Origin of the sequence: Kitasatospora sp. NPDC088391, assembly GCF_044753345.1 — a bacterium.
Taxonomy (GTDB): Bacteria; Actinomycetota; Actinomycetes; order Streptomycetales; family Streptomycetaceae; genus Kitasatospora.
This window is the reverse complement of record NZ_JBIVNB010000004.1, coordinates 35403-49583: the sequence shown is the minus strand read 5'-3', so window position 1 is coordinate 49583 and position 14181 is coordinate 35403. Positions and strand designations below refer to the sequence as shown.

General features: G+C 76.6%; 7 protein-coding genes. 2 read left to right on the top strand and 5 right to left on the bottom strand.

What is annotated here, in order from left to right; translation table 11 throughout:
• Nucleotides 1–36: 36 nt before the first annotated feature.
• Nucleotides 37–3216 (top strand): AMP-binding protein, encoded by a 3180-nt coding sequence (locus ACIQBJ_RS13290; protein WP_400708259.1) that lies wholly within the window; start codon nt 37–39, stop codon nt 3214–3216.
• Here the strand turns inward: ACIQBJ_RS13290 and ACIQBJ_RS13285 are convergent.
• The gene (locus tag ACIQBJ_RS13285; RefSeq protein ID WP_400708257.1) at nt 3188–3457 is read right to left on the bottom strand and encodes a hypothetical protein; all 270 of its coding nucleotides are present in this window, start codon (nt 3455–3457) and stop codon (nt 3188–3190) included. The genes ACIQBJ_RS13290 and ACIQBJ_RS13285 overlap by 29 nt on opposite strands.
• Nucleotides 3454–3819, bottom strand: coding sequence for a winged helix-turn-helix transcriptional regulator (locus ACIQBJ_RS13280; RefSeq protein WP_400708255.1), 366 nt, complete (start codon nt 3817–3819; stop codon nt 3454–3456). The genes ACIQBJ_RS13285 and ACIQBJ_RS13280 overlap by 4 nt, the downstream gene beginning before the upstream one ends.
• A gap of 70 nt (nt 3820–3889) precedes the next feature.
• Here ACIQBJ_RS13280 and ACIQBJ_RS13275 point away from each other — a divergent pair, with 70 nt between their 5' ends.
• The gene (locus ACIQBJ_RS13275) at nt 3890–4537 is read left to right on the top strand and encodes an NADPH-dependent F420 reductase (RefSeq protein WP_400708253.1); all 648 of its coding nucleotides are present in this window, start codon (nt 3890–3892) and stop codon (nt 4535–4537) included.
• Between the two features lie 39 nt (nt 4538–4576).
• Here ACIQBJ_RS13275 and ACIQBJ_RS13270 read toward each other — a convergent pair whose 3' ends face one another.
• From ACIQBJ_RS13270 to ACIQBJ_RS13260, 3 genes are all read right to left on the bottom strand, one after another.
• On the bottom strand, nt 4577–5083 hold the full coding sequence (locus ACIQBJ_RS13270; RefSeq protein ID WP_400708251.1) for a DUF2004 domain-containing protein: 507 nt from the start codon (nt 5081–5083) through the stop codon (nt 4577–4579).
• Nucleotides 5084–5187: 104 nt separating this feature from the next.
• A complete protein-coding gene (locus ACIQBJ_RS13265) occupies nt 5188–8367 on the bottom strand; it encodes an amino acid adenylation domain-containing protein (protein WP_400708249.1) in 3180 nt (1059 codons plus the stop codon).
• Nucleotides 8364–14168: an amino acid adenylation domain-containing protein gene (locus tag ACIQBJ_RS13260; RefSeq protein ID WP_400708247.1), complete on the bottom strand. Its 5805-nt coding sequence runs from the start codon at nt 14166–14168 to the stop codon at nt 8364–8366. Before ACIQBJ_RS13260 ends, ACIQBJ_RS13265 begins: the two co-directional genes overlap by 4 nt.
• Nucleotides 14169–14181 lie beyond the last annotated feature (13 nt).

The following is a 14181-nucleotide window of genomic DNA, read 5'->3' as shown; positions in this document are numbered from 1 at the left end:
CCGCCGTCCGGCCGTCCGGCCGACCCGTCCACGTCCGTGTCCGCCCCGGGAGCCGTCATCAGCGTCCAGCCCGCCCAGTCCGCCCGCGCCGCGCGCCCGGCCCGGGCCGCCGCTCCCGCCGTGACGCTGCCCGAACTGCTCGACCACCGGGCCGCCGCGCAGCCGGACCGGACGGCGCTGCTGGTGCCCGGCGGCGGGAGCCTGACGTACCGGCAGTGGCGGGAGCGGGCGGTGCGGGCCGCGCACGGGCTGGCCGCGCGGGGCGTCCGCCCGGGCGGGACGGTGGCGCTGCTGTTCACCGGCCACGACTGGGACGGGTACGCGGTGGCGTTCCTGGCCGCGCACTACGCGGGTGCGGCCGCCCTGGTGGTGCGCGCCGACCTCACCGCCGGGGACGCCCGCCGCCTGGTCGCCGACACCGGCGCGGGCCTCGCCGTCACGGGCGCCGACCCCGCCGTCCCCGACACCGGCCTCCCCGCCGTCGCCCTCGCCGAACTCCTCGCCGCCCCCGCCGACTCGGCGGCCTCCCCGCCACACACCGTCACCCACGCCGACCCGGCGCAGATCATCGGGACCTCCGGCACCACCGGCACGCCCAAGGGCGTCCTCGCCGCGCACGGCAGTCTGACGGCCGGTCTGCGGACGGACCCGCGGCCGCGCCCGTACGCGCACTCCGCGTACGCGGTGCACGCCTTCCCGATCGGCACCAACGCGGCCCAGGTGGTGCTGGTCAACGCCCTGGTCGGGCAGCCCGCGACGATCTGCCTGCCGCGCTTCGACGCCGCCGGACTCGCCCGCGCCGTCGAGGAGTTCGGGGTCGGCACGGTGTTCCTGGTGCCGTCCATGGCGGTCGAGCTGCTGAACTCCGGCACCCTCGCGGCCCACGACTTCGGCAGCGTGCTGCTGGTCTCCTGCTCGGCCGCCGCGCTGCCGCCCGCCGTCGCCGCCGCGCTGGCCGCCGCCCTGCCGCGGGCCACCCTGGTCAACACGTACACCTCCGCCGAGTCCTCGCCCGCGCAGCTGTCGGTGATCGTCGACCCGGCCCGGCCCGGCTCGCTCGGCCGCCCCGCCGACCCGGGCGCCCTGCGCGTCCTCGCCCCCGACGGCCGCCCCGCCGCCCCGGGGGACACCGGCGAGATCTGGCTCCGGCAGCCGGGCCCGCCGCGCAGCTACGCGGGCGACCCGGACCGCTCCGGGGCCACCTTCCGGGACGGCTGGGTCCGGATGGGCGACCTCGGCCGGCTCGACGCGGACGGCTGCCTGCACCTGGTCGACCGGGAGGGCGACCTCGTCAAGTCCGGTGCGCTGAAGGTCTCCACGCTCCGGATCGAGGCGGTGCTGCACGAGCACCCGCAGGTCGCCGACGCCGCCGCGCTCGGCCTGCCGCACCCCGTGATGGGCGCCGTCCCGGTGGCGGCCGTCGTCCCGCACCCCGCCGGGCTCGACCCGGACGCGCTGCGGCTGTTCCTCGCCGAACGCCTCGCCCGGCCCGAACTGCCGGTCCGCATCCTGCTGGTGGACTCGCTGCCCCGCAACCCGAGCGGCAAGGTCGTCAAACACCTGCTGCGCAACAGATTTGACGAACCGTCAGACGCTTCCGCGCCGTCCCGTCCGCCGGGGGGCCCGACCGAGACCGCCCTCGCCGCCCTGTGGCGGACCGTCCTGGGCCGGCCCGTCACCGGCGTCGAGCAGGAGTTCTTCGCGCTCGGCGGCGACTCCTTCCGGGCCGTCCAGCTCGCCGCCGCGATCAGTGCCGAGTTCGGCGTCCCGGCCGGCACCGCCCTGGTCTTCGAACGCCCCGCGCTGCGCGCCCAGGCCGACTGGCTCGACCGGCACCGGGCCGCACCCCCGGCCCCCACCGGACCCGGCCCGGCCGCGCCCGCCGTCTCCCCCTTCCTCGCCGCGCTGCGCGCCCAGCCGCACGAACTCCCGCTCACCTCCCAGCAGGAGAACTTCCTGCGCTGGCTGGCCGAGGCGCCCGGCCGCCGGACCGGCAGCGTCGCCGTCGCCTTCCGGGTCACCGAGGCGCTGCGCACCGACCTGCTCGGCCGCGCCCTCACCGAGACCGTCCGCCGCCACCCCGCGCTGCGCACCCGCTTCGTGCCCGTGCCCGCCGCCGCCTGCGGCGGCCAGACCGGTGTCCGGCGGGCCGTCCTGGACGAGGACCCACGCGTCGACCTGGCCGTCCACCACCTGCCCGGCGCCACCGACGCCGAGGTCGACACCCTGCTGGCCGCCGAACGCGACCGGCCCGCCGACCTCGCCGCCGACCCGGCCGTCCGGCTCGCCGTCGTCACCCGCGCCCCCGACGACCACGTCGTGCTGCTCGGCGTCGACCACCTGGTCTGCGACGGCTGGTCCGTCGGGCTGCTGCTGCGCGAACTCGCCGTCCACTACTCGGCGTTCCGCCGCGACCGGCCCGCCCCCGCGCCGCGCGGCGGCCCCGGGCCGCAGGAACTCGCCGACCGGGCGCGCGCCCACTGGGCCGCCAACCGGGCCCACTTCGCCGCCGCGCTCGCGGGCGCGCCCGCCGCCGTCGACCCGTTCCCGGGCCGCGCCCCCGCCGGGACGGTGCGCGGCGCCGTCCACCCGTTCACCGTCGCCGCCGCACCCGCCGACGCGCTGCGCGCCCGGGCCGCCGAACTCGGCGCCACCCCGTCCCTCGCCGTCGCCGCCCTCTGGACCGGCCTGCTCGCCGCCCGCAGCGGCCAGGACGACCTGGTCCTGATGACGCCCGTGCCCGGCCGCACCCGGCCCGAGGACGAACACGCCGTCGGCTGCTTCGTCCAGTCGCTGCTGGTCCGGGTCGACGCCTCCGGCACGCCCGGCTTCGCCGAACTCCTCGACCGGCTGCGGGCCGCCACCTCCGCCGCCCTCGACCACCAGCTGTACCCGTTCGCCGAGTTCAGCCCGCAGGTCCCGTTCCCCGCCTGGCTGCGCCACGAAGCCTGGTCCGCCCCCGCCCACCTGCCCGGACTCGCCTGCGCGCCCTGGGAGTTGCCGCCGCGGGCCACCGACCCCTACCCCGTCCCGGGCGGCGACCTGCACGTCCCCGAACTCGCCGTCACCGAACAGCCCGACGGCTCGCTGCGCTGCCGGCTGCGCTACAACGCGCACGCCTTCGACCCGGCGACCGCCGCCGGACTCGCCGACGCCTTCACCGCGGCCCTGCACGCCGCCGTCCGGTTCACTCCCCCGCCGCCCCCCGCCGCCTGAACTCCGCCACCCACTCCCGGACCTGCTCCTCGCTGTGCAGGTAGGGCCCGTCCGGTCCGTGCCGCAGGTCGATCCCGAGCAGCTTCATCAGCGCCCAGCTCTCCCGCTCGCCCCACCGCAGGCCGTCGTCGCACACCCAGCGCTCCGCCCAGCGGTCCGCCGCGTCCCGGTCCGCCCGGCCCTCGGCGACGGCCAGCAGCCACCCCTGGATCTCCGCCGCGTCCGGCTGCCGCTCCGTCACCGCGCGCCCTCTTCCCGCTCGGCGGCCTCCCGGGCGGCCGCCACCTCGTCGCCGTGCTCGAAGGCCCAGACCCCGAACGCGCCGATCGGCTCCAGCAACGTCCGCCCCAGGTCGGTCAGTTCGTACTCCACACCGCTGCGGCCCGGCTCCGCCGCGCGCCGTTCGACCAGGCCGTCGGCCTGCAGGCGGCGCAGCGTCTCGGTCAGCACCTTGGAGCTGATCCCGCCGATCCGGCGCCGCAGCCCCGCCGGGCGGCACGGGCCGTCCCGGAGCGCCCAGACCACCACGGCGTTCCAGGTGTTGGCGAGCAGGTCGAAGGCCAGCCGGGCCCGGCAGTCGGCGAGGAACGGATCAGCGGTCACGTACCGAATGGTGCCCGACCCGCTCCCTAGGCTCGAAACCGACCCGTCCTCCCTCCTCCTGGAGTCACCCATGCGCATCGGCATCCTCGGCACCGGCAACATGGCCGACGCCCTCGCCACCCACTGGGCCCGGGCCGGCCACCAGGTGGTCGTCGGCGGCCGCGACCTCGCCAAGGCCCGCCGGCTCGCCGACCGGATCGGCCACCGCACCGGGGCCGGCGACCTCCGAACGGCCGCCGAACACGCCGAAGTCGCCCTGCTGGCCGTCCCGTTCGGCGCCGCCGCCGCGCTGGCCGGCACGCTCCGCGACGCGCTGGCCGGGCGCACCCTGATCGACTGCACCAACCCCGTCGGCCCCGGTTTCCGCCTGCTCACCGCGCACGGCCCGTCCGCCGCCGAACAGGTGGCCGCGGCCGCCCCCGAGGCCCTGGTCGTCAAAGCCTTCAACCTCTGCCACGAGAACGTCTGGCGGATGGACCCCCCGGTGTTCGACGGCCGCCCCCTCGCCGTCCCGCTCTGCACCGACCACCCCGCCGCCCTGGCCCTGGCCTCCCACCTCACCCGGGACCTCGGCTGCACCCCCCTGGCCGCCGGCCCCCTCGGCAACGCCGCCCTGCTCGAAGCGACCGCCGCCCTCTTCATCACCCTCTGGGTCGGCCAACACGCCGACGCCCAGGCCGTCGCGCCCCCGCTCAGCCACGCCGCCGGCCCCGCCTGACGGGCGGCCCCGCCGACGGCCGGACGGGCGGGTGGCGGCTCAGCTCTCCCAGTCGACGGAGAGCACCGCGCCGTCCCGGGTGAGCTTGACGGCGAGGAGCTGGTCGCCGAGGTCGGGTTCGAAGGCGTAGTCCACGACCACCGGGGCGCCGTCGGAGGCCCCGCCGGTCCACAGGCCGATGCCGGTCGGCCGCATCGCGGCCACGAAGGCGGCCGCCCCGACCTCCGCGCCGTCCGCGTCCCGGAGCAGCCGGGCGGCCGCCCGGCTGTCCGCCAACTCCTCGACGTGGAAGTCGACGAAGCAGCGGTCCTCCTCCAGGTACGCCCGCAGGGCCGCCCGCGCGGTCGCGTCCAGGGCCGGGAGGTCGGCGAGCCGGGCGGCCAGCTCGTCCAGCTCCCCGGCCTCGGGAGCGCTGCGGGGCCCGGCCCACAGCCGGACCTCGACCTCGCCGTCCCCGAGGCGCACAACGTCCTCCCAGACCACGTCCGGGTCACGGAGCGCCCCGGTCTCCAGCCGTCCGAAGCGGGCGTGCTCGACGGTGTCCATCCGTTTCGTTCCTCCCAGTGCCGTGGCGTCGTTCCGCTGCTGCCACGCTAGCGGGCGGGTGGGACAGTGCCCCGACGGCCGCCGCGGGCGGTCCGCCCCCGGCGTCAGGCCAGGCGCCGGGCGGCCTCCGTCTCGCTGAGGGCGTCGATCTCGGCGATCAGCGCGGCCTCGATCCGGGCGGCGAGGGCGGCGGCGGTGCGGCTCTCGAAGACCTCGCGGATCGACAGGTCGAGCCCGACCCCGGCCCGGATCCGGGCCGCGACCCGGGTCACCAGCAGGGAGTCGCCGCCGAGCTCGAAGAAGTCGTCCAGAACGCCGACCCGGGGCAGCCCGAGGACGTCCTGCCAGAGTTCGACCACCAGTTGTTCGGCGTCGCCGCGCGGCGCGAGGTAGCGGTCGGCGTCGGCGGCGGCCGGTTCGGGGAGCGCGGCGTGGTCGGGCTTGCCGTGGAGGGTGAGCGGCAGCCGGTCGAGCACCACCACCGCGTCGGGCACCAGGTACCCGGGCAGCACCCCCGCCAGGTGGGCCCGCAGCGCGGCCCCCGTGACCCCGGCCGCCACCGCGTACCCGAGCAGGCGCCGACCGTCCCGCAGCAGCACCGCGGCCTGGGCGACGGCGGGGTGGGCCGTCAGCGCGGCCTCGATCTCGGCGGGTTCGATCCGGTACCCGCGCAGCTTCAGCTGCCCGTCGCCGCGCCCGAGGAACTCCAACTGCCCGTCGGCGCGCCAGCGCACCCGGTCGCCGGTCCGGTACATCCGGGCCCCGGCGGCGGCAGAGGCCCCGGGGACGGCGGGGTCGAACGGGTCGGCGGTGAACGCGGCGGCGGTCAGGTCGTCCCGGCCGACGTAGCCGCGCGCCAACCCGGCGCCGCCGATGAACAGTTCGCCCTCCGCGCCGCGCGGCAGCAGCCCGCCCCGGGCGTCCAGGACGTACAGGCGGACGCCCGGCAGCGGGCGGCCGAGCGGCGGGCGGGTGGCCGACTCCCCGTCCCCGGGGGCGAGTTCGGCGGCGGTGACGACGACGGTGGCCTCGGTCGGGCCGTAGGTGTTGACCAGGCGGACCCGGGAGCCGTGCCGCCGGTACCAGTCGGCGACCGCCCCGGCGGGCAGCGCGGAGCCGCCCAGGACGACCAGCCGCAGCGCGGCGGGCCAGTGCGCGTCGGCGCCCTGGGCGACCAGTTCGGCCCAGTACGCGGTGGGCAGGTCCAGCACCGTGACGCCGTCCCCGGCCGGGGAGTTCAGCAGGTCGGGCAGGGTCCGGCCGCCGCCGGGGAGCAGGACGACGCGGGCGCCGGAGGCCAGCGCGGGCCACAACTCCTCGACGTGGGTGTCGAATCCGAGCGAGGCGAACTGCACCACCCGGTCGTCCGGGGTGAGCGCGTAGCCGTCGGGACCGGCCATCCAGGCCAGCCGGACGGCCAGCGCGGCGTGGTCGACGGCGACGGCCTTCGGGGTGCCGGTCGAGCCGGAGGTGTACAGCACGTACGCCGTCCGGGCCGGATCGGGCCCCGGCAACGGCGTCGGCAGCGTCTGTGACTGTGCCTGCATCGGCGTCTGCGTCTGCGCCGAACTGCCGTGCGGGCGGGCGTCGGTGAGGACGCGGACCGCCCCGGCCTCCTCGACCATCAGGCGGCGGCGCTCCTCCGGGTGGGCCGGGTCCAGCGGCAGGTAGGCCGCCCCCGCCTTCCAGACCGCCAGCAGCGCGACCACCAGGTCCGGCGAGGGCGCGATCGAGACCGCCACCACCCGCCCGGCGACCTCGCCCAGGCTGCACGCCAACGCGTCGGAACGGCGGTCGAGTTCGCCGTAGCCGAGCAGTTCGCCCGCGCACTCCAGCGCGACGGCGTCCGGCCGCTCGGCGGCCCGGGCCGCGAACAGCTCCAGCACGTGCGGGGCGGGGCCGGGGACGGGTCCGCTGCCGAGGGCCAGCAGTTCGGCCCGCTCGGGGCCGGTCGGCAGCCAGTCACCGAGGACGGGCAGCTCGGGGTCGGCGACGGCCCGGGCCAGCAGGGTGCGGCAGTGGCCGCCGAGCGCCGTCACCGTGGCGGCGTCCAGCACCTCCCGGTCGTAGCAGAACGAGAGCACCAGGCTGCCCTCGGCGTTGCGCCAACTGTCCAGCAGCAGATCGGTCTTGGCGTGCGCGAAACCGGAGTCCATGCTGCGGGTGGCGACCCCGGCGGGCAGCACCGGGCCCTCGCCCGCCACCCCGTACTGGCTCTGGTGGACGAAGACGGCGCGGTGCACGGGGGCCGAACCCGGCTCGGCGGGCAGGCCGAGGTGCGCGGCCAGGCGCTCCAGCGGGACGTCCTGGTGGGCGAGCGCGCCGAGCGTGCCGGTACGGGTCCGGCGCAGCACGGTGCGGAAGTCCGGCGCGCCGGTGAGGTCGGCGCGGATCGGCACCGTCCGGGCGAAGCAGCCGATCATCGCCTCGTGGGCGGCCTCGTTGCGGCCGGCCAGCGGGGTGCCGACGGCGAAGTCCGGGCAGCCCGTCCACCTGGCCAGCACGGTGCTGTACGCGGCGAGCAGCACCATGAACGGGGTGCACCGCTCGCGGCGGCCGAACGCGTCGATCGCGGCGGTGAGTTCGGGCCCCAGGTCGACCACGGCGAACCCGGCCGGGCGGCCCGGGTCGGCGGGGCGCGGCCGGTCCAGCGGCAGCCGCAGCGCGCCGGTCCCGGCCAGCTTCTCCGCCCAGTGGGCGAAGGCCGCCTCCCCGTCCCCGGCCGCCTCCCGCGCGGCCCGGGCGAACGCGCCGAACTGCAGCGGGAGTTCGGCGAGTCCGGCCGGCCCCTCGCCGATCGCCTCCCGGTACAGCGCCAGCAGTTCGCGCCACAGCACGGTGAACGACCAGCCGTCCGCGACGATGTGGTGGACCAGCACGCTCAGCGCGTGCTCCCGCTCCCCCGAGCCGACCAGCACCACCCGCAGCGGCGGCCCGGCCGCCAGGTCGAACGGCGCGTTCACGTACGGGCGGCAGGCCGCGGTGAACACCGACTCGTCGGCGCCCTCCGGGAGTCGCACCCGGATCAGCTCGATGTCCCGGACCGGCTCGACGAGTTGGACGGGCTGCTCGCCGCCGTCCGGGTCGAGGTCGAAGCGGGTGCGCAGGATCTCGTGCCGCTCGGTGAGCCGGCGCAGCGCGGTGCGCAGCGCATCGGCGTCGAGCGGGCCGCTCCAGCGCCGGTTCAGGTACATGTTGAACCCCGGGTCGTCCGGGCGCAGTTGCTGGAGGAACCAGAGCCGGCGCTGCTCGTCGGTCAGCGGGTGGAGGGCGGTGCTGCTCACCGGGCGGTCACCTTCGTCGGGTCGGGCTGCGATGCGGCGGACGGAACGGGGGACGGGGCTTCGGCTTCGGCTTCGGCGACGCGTTCCCGGACGGCCCGGAGGCCGATCAGGTCGTCGGGTTCGGCGTCGGGCACGTCGCGGTCGAAGTGGCGCAGCGCGGGGACGGCGAGGCAGGCCAGGACCAGGACGGCCATGGCGAGGCCGAACAGCAGGTAGAGCAGGCCGATCCCGCGGCCGGGGCCGGTGCCGATCAGGCGGCCGACGGTGCCGGCCAGGGTGCCGCCGGGCTCCATCAGGGGCTGCAGGAGCCGCGGGCCCAGCGGGGCGACCAGCGCGAAGCCGACCGGGAGGGTCGACCAGGCGACCATGGTGTTGACGGCGATGACCCGGCCGTGGAAGCGCAGCGGGACCTTGGTCTGCACGATCGTCGCGTAGACGCCGTTGACCAGGGCCAGGCCGAAGGCCATCGCGAACGCGCCGGGGACCACGGTGGCCAGCGACGGGCGCAGGCCGGTGAGCAGGCAGGCCGCGGCGAGGACCAGGGTGCACAGCAGGACGCCGCGCAGCCGCAGCCGGCGCGGCCCGCCCCACACCAGCAGGGTGAGCCCGCCGAGGACGGCCCCGGCCCCGGCGGCGGTGGCGACCCAGCCGGCGGCGGGCAGTTCGGCGAACGACAGCACCAGCGGGGTGGTGAGCAGGAACAGCGGGGACAGGAAGACGTTCAGCACGGCGAAGAACAGCAGCATGGCCCGGAAGTTGCGGCTGCCGAGGGCGCGCCGGAACCCGGCCCGGATCTCGGCGGCGACGCTCTCCCGGCGGACCGCGCCCATCAGGTCGGGGAAGCGGACCGCGAGGGTGACGGCCAGCGCGAAGGCGTAACTGCCGACGTCGAGGGCCAGGATGCCGCCCAGCCCGATCGCGGCGAGCAGGCCGACGGCGAACACCGGCACCAGGAACTGGGCCAGCCCGAACAGCATCTGGACCACGCCGTTGGCCCGCCCGAGGTAGCGCTTGGGCACCAGCTGCGGGACGGCGGCGTTCCAGGCGAGCCGCTGGAAGGTCAGCGCGGCGGAGAGCACGCCGATCAGCACGTAGGCGTGCCAGACCCGCAGGCTCCCGGTGAGGTGCAGGACGAGCAGCAGGGCCTGGGTGAGCCCGGCGGCCAGGTCGCCGCACAGCATGGTGCGGCGGCGGTCGCCGCGGTCGACGACCGCGCCGGCCAGCGGGGCGGCCAGGATGCCGGGCACGAGTCCGCAGGCGGCGAGCAGGCCGAACTGGGCGAGCGAACCGGTGCGCAGGTAGATCCAGACCGGCAGCGCGAACTCGGTCAGCGCGGAGCCGATCATCGAGACCTGCTGCCCGGAGGCGACGGTCAGGAAACGCCGCAAGGTCGGCCGGACGCCCCTCGAACTCTTCCCGGACACGGCCGAGTTGTCGCGCGAGACGCCCTCCAGCCACCAGCTGGAGCGCTCGGTGCGGCGGTGCCGGTCCTCCCGCCCGTCGGCGATCGAACGGTGCACGCCGGTGACGATGTCGGCGAGTTCGGCGGCCCGGTACTTGAGGTAGAAGTGCCCGGCCTCGTCGAGCACCACCACCGCGGCGGTGTCGCTGAGCCGGTGCCACTCGCGGTAGCGCTCCTGGTAGAACTCGGTGGACGGGTCGCGCTCGCCGCACACCGCGACGACCGGGGCCTTGATCCGGCCGTCGGCGCCCTCGAACAGGCGGGTGAAGTACCGCTCGGCCTCGCGCGTCCCGGTGCGCCGGTTGCGCACGATCAGGCGCAGCTGCTCCGGGTCGGTGTCCTCGGTGTCGAGTCCGGCCGCGGCCAGCGCGTTGATCATGTTCTGGTCGCTGCGCAGCCCGTCGACGGTCTCCGCCCACCACTCGCCGAGGGCGGCGCCGCGGCCGCGCGGCCGGGCGAACGGGAAGATGCCGCCGAGGTGCACGGCGTCGACGGTGCGCCCGGCGGCCTCGACCCGGCGGGTGATCTCGACGGCGAGGCGGACGCCGACCCCGCAGTGCCCGTAGAGCACGACCGGCCCGGTGATGCCGTCGACGATCTCGCGGGCGCAGCGCTCGGCGACCTCGTCGATGTCCATCTCCTGCTCGCCCAGCTCGTGGCCGGGCACCGCGAGCGAGTACAGCGCCCAGTCGGCGGGCAGCGCGTCGGCCAGCGGCTTGTAGATCAGCGCGCTGCCGCCGCCGTACGGGGTGCAGACGACGGTACCGGCGGTCCGGGCCCGGTCGGGGGTGAGCCGGTGCAGCAGCCCGCGCGGGCCGCGGTCGGCGTCCGGATCGGCGACCAGCGCGGCGAGCCGGCGCACGGTCGGGAACCGGAACAGGTCCATCACCCCGACCGGGGTGGGGAGTTCGGGGAAGGCCCGGCGCAGGCGGGCGACCACCTGGGTGGCGAGCAGCGAGTGCCCGCCGAGTTCGAAGAAGTCGTCGTGCGCCCCGACCCGCTCCACCCCGAGCAGCGCCGCCCAGATCCCGGCGACCACCGTCTCGGCCTCCCCCTCGGGCTCGGCGTGCTCGGCCGTGGACACGACGGCCTCCGGCTCGGGCAGCGCCCGCCGGTCCACCTTGCCGTGCGCCAGCAACGGCAACCGCTCCAGCACGACGTACCGCGCGGGCACCATCCAGTCCGGCAGCACCTCCCCCAACGCGGCCCGCAACCCGGCCGCCCCCGGCCCGCCCCCCGGACACTCGACATAGGCGACCAGCCCCTCCCGAACCCCCTCCCCCCGCACCAGCACCACCGCCTGGGTGACCCCGGGCAAGGCCGTCAGCGCGGCCTCGATCTCCCCGGGCTCCACCCGGTACCCCCGCACCTTGACCTGGTCATCGGCCCGCCCCAGGTACTCCAGACCACCATCGGCCCGCCACCGCGCAAGATCCCCGGTCCGGTACATCCGAGCCCCCTCGCCCGCCGCACCCCTGCACCCGGCCCCCGGCTCCCCCGCCCTCGTCCCCTCCCCCGTGGCCTTCCCTGCCTCTCGCTGCCCCGCCGGGTCACCTACCGCCCCGCACTCCTCATCCACTCCACCCTGCGCCGCGGCCTTCCCCGTCCCCTGCTGCCCCACCGGATCACCTACCGCCCCGCACTCCTCATCCACTCCACCCAGCGCCGCGGCCTTCCCCGCCCCCTGCTGCCCCACCGGATCACCTACCGCCCCGGGGGCGAACGGGTCGGGGAGGAAGCGTTCGGCGGTCTGTTCGGGGCGGCCGAGGTAGCCGCGGGCGAGGCGGTCGCCGCCAAGGTACAGCTCGCCGGTGACTCCGGGCGGCACCGGTTGCCGCCTCTCGTCGAGGACGTAGCAGCGGGCCCCGGCCAGCGGGGTGCCGATCGGTGTGCTGCCGGGCAGCGCCGCGTCCGCCGCGGTGACCTCGTGGACGGTGACGCCGACGGTGGCCTCGGTCGGGCCGTAGTGGTTGAAGACGGCGCACCGCCCGAGGGCGGCGAGTTCGGCGGCCCAGGCCCGGGCCGACGCCTCGCCGCCGAGGACCAGCGCCTTCGCGGGCAGCAGCTCCCCGGCCGGCGCGTCGGCGGTCAGCGCCGCCAGGTGGGACGGCGTCATCTTCAGGTAGTCCAGGCCGAGTTCGGCGTTCTTCGCGGCGAGTTCGGCCCCGGAGATCCGGCGCGGCAGCAGGTGGACGGTGCCGCCGGTGGTGAGCGCCAGGTAGAGCATGGTGATGCTGAAGTCGAAGGCCAGCGACTGGAGCAGGCCGTAGCGCCCGTGCGGTTCGATCCGCAGCCGTTCGCCCACCCCGGCCAGGTAGTTGAGCAGTTGCCGGTGCTGGACGGCGACGCCCTTGGGCTGCCCGGTGGAGCCGGAGGTGTAGATGACGTAGGCGAGGTGGTCCGGGCCGGAGACCTCCGCCGGAGCGTCCTCGCTCTCCGCCGGCCCCACCCGGTCGAGCAGGAGTTCCTCCGCGCCGTGGTCGCCGAAGCGCTCCCGCAGCACGGAGTCGGTGATCAGCAGCTTCGCGCCGGAGTCGGCGACCAGCCGGGCCAGCCGGGCGGGCGGCTGCTCGGGGTCGAGCGGCAGGTAGGCGCCGCCGGCCTTGAGCACAGCGATCAGGACGGCGGCCAGCTCGGGCGACTGCTCCAGGCCGACCGCGACCCGGTCGTCCGGCCCGACCCCGGCCGCCCTGATCAAATGGGCCAACCCGTTGGCCCGCCGATTGAGTTGACGGTACGTCAGCCCTGTCCCCTCGCCGCTCTCACCGACGACGGCCGTCCGGTCCCCGGCCGTACGGGCGGCCTCGGTGAGCAGCGCGGTCAGCGTGCCGGGGCCGCCGGGCGGCGGCAGTGGCGGTCCGGCGGACCAGGTCCCGGTGACGGCGGCGTGCTCCGCGCCGGTCAGCAGCGGGAGTTCGGCGACGGGGCGGGACGGGTCCGCGAGGGCGGCGGCCATCAGCGTTTCGTAGCGGTCGGCCAGGGCGCGCACCGTGGCGGCGTCGAACAGGTCGGTGCGGTAGGTGACCAGGCCGTACAGGCCGCCGTCGGGACGCTCGCGCAGGTAGAACGAGAGGTCGGCGTGCGTGCTGGTGGCCCGGTAGCCGAAGCCCTCCGCGTCCACGGCGGTCCCGGCCCCGGCCTGGACGGACCTGTCGCCGTAGTTCTGGAAGGCGAAGGTGGTCTGGAAGACGGCCGACCGGCTGACGTCCCGTTCCACGTCCAGGTCGGCGACCATCTGCTCGAACGGCACCTCCTGGTGGGTGTACGCGGTGAGCGTGGTCTCCCGGACCCGGCCGAGCAGTTCGGCGAAGTCCGGGTCGCCGTCCAGCCGGGCCCGGATCGGCAGCAGGTTGACGAACGCCCCGACCACGCCCTCCAGTTCGCGGTGCAGGCGACCGGCCACGGCCGACCCGATCGCGAAGTCGCGCTGCCCCGCGTGCCGGCCGAGCAGCACCTGCAGGCCCGCCATCAGCACCATGTACGGGGAGGCGTCGTACTCCCGGGCGCGGTCCCGGACGGCCGCGAACAGCTCGGGGCTCCAGTGCAGTTCGAGTGCCGCGCCGTCGAAGGTCAGCAGCGGCGGGCGCGGCCGGTCGACCGGGAGGTCCAGGGCGGGCACCCCCGCCAGCTCGGCCCGCCAGTGGGCGCGGGCGGCGGCCAGTTCCCCGGACTCCAGGCGCTCGCGCTGCCACTGCGCGAAGTCGCCGAACTGGACCGGGAGTGCGGGAAGGCCGGCGGGGGTGCCGTGGGCGTGCTCGGCGTACAGGGCGTCGAACTCGCGGTGCAGCAGGTCGATCGACCAGCCGTCGCAGCAGATGTGGTGCATCGCCAGCGCGAGGACGTGGTCCTCCGGGGCGAGGCGCAGCAGCAGCGCCCGCACCGGCGGCCCCGCCGCCAGGTCGAACGGGCGGGCCAGCACCCGGCCGATCTCCTCGGCCGCCCGGGCGGCCGGGTCCTCGGCCCCCGACAGGTCGGTGAACCCGGCCGGGAACGGCCCGGGTTCGGCGACCACCACCTCGGCGGTGCCGTCCTCGGTCGACGGGAACGCCATCCGCAGGCTCTCGTGCCGGGCCACCAGCGCCCCGAGGGCGGCGTCCACCGCGTCCCGGTCCAGCGGGCCGCGCAGCCGACGGGCCGGGGCGAGCGCGTAGGCGGTGCCGCCCGGCGTGAACTGGTCCATGAACCAGAGCCGTTCCTGCCCGCTGGACAGCGGCGGCCGACTCCCGGCGGCCCTCGGCCGCACCACCTGCACCGGTGCCGCGCCACCGCGCAGCCGACGGGCCAGCAGAGCCTTCTTGGCGTCGGACCAGCCCGCGGGCAGGTCCTGTGTCTCGGTCATCGGTGTCCGTTCG

What these genes read in the sequence shown, in the direction of transcription:
- ACIQBJ_RS13275 (WP_400708253.1), top strand. Translation starts at nt 3,890, where the DNA reads ATGCGCATCGGCATCCTCGGCACCGGCAACATGGCCGACGCCCTCGCC.
- ACIQBJ_RS13270 (WP_400708251.1), bottom strand. Translation starts at nt 5,083, where the DNA reads ATGGACACCGTCGAGCACGCCCGCTTCGGACGGCTGGAGACCGGGGCG.
- ACIQBJ_RS13260 (WP_400708247.1), bottom strand. Translation starts at nt 14,168, where the DNA reads ATGACCGAGACACAGGACCTGCCCGCGGGCTGGTCCGACGCCAAGAAG.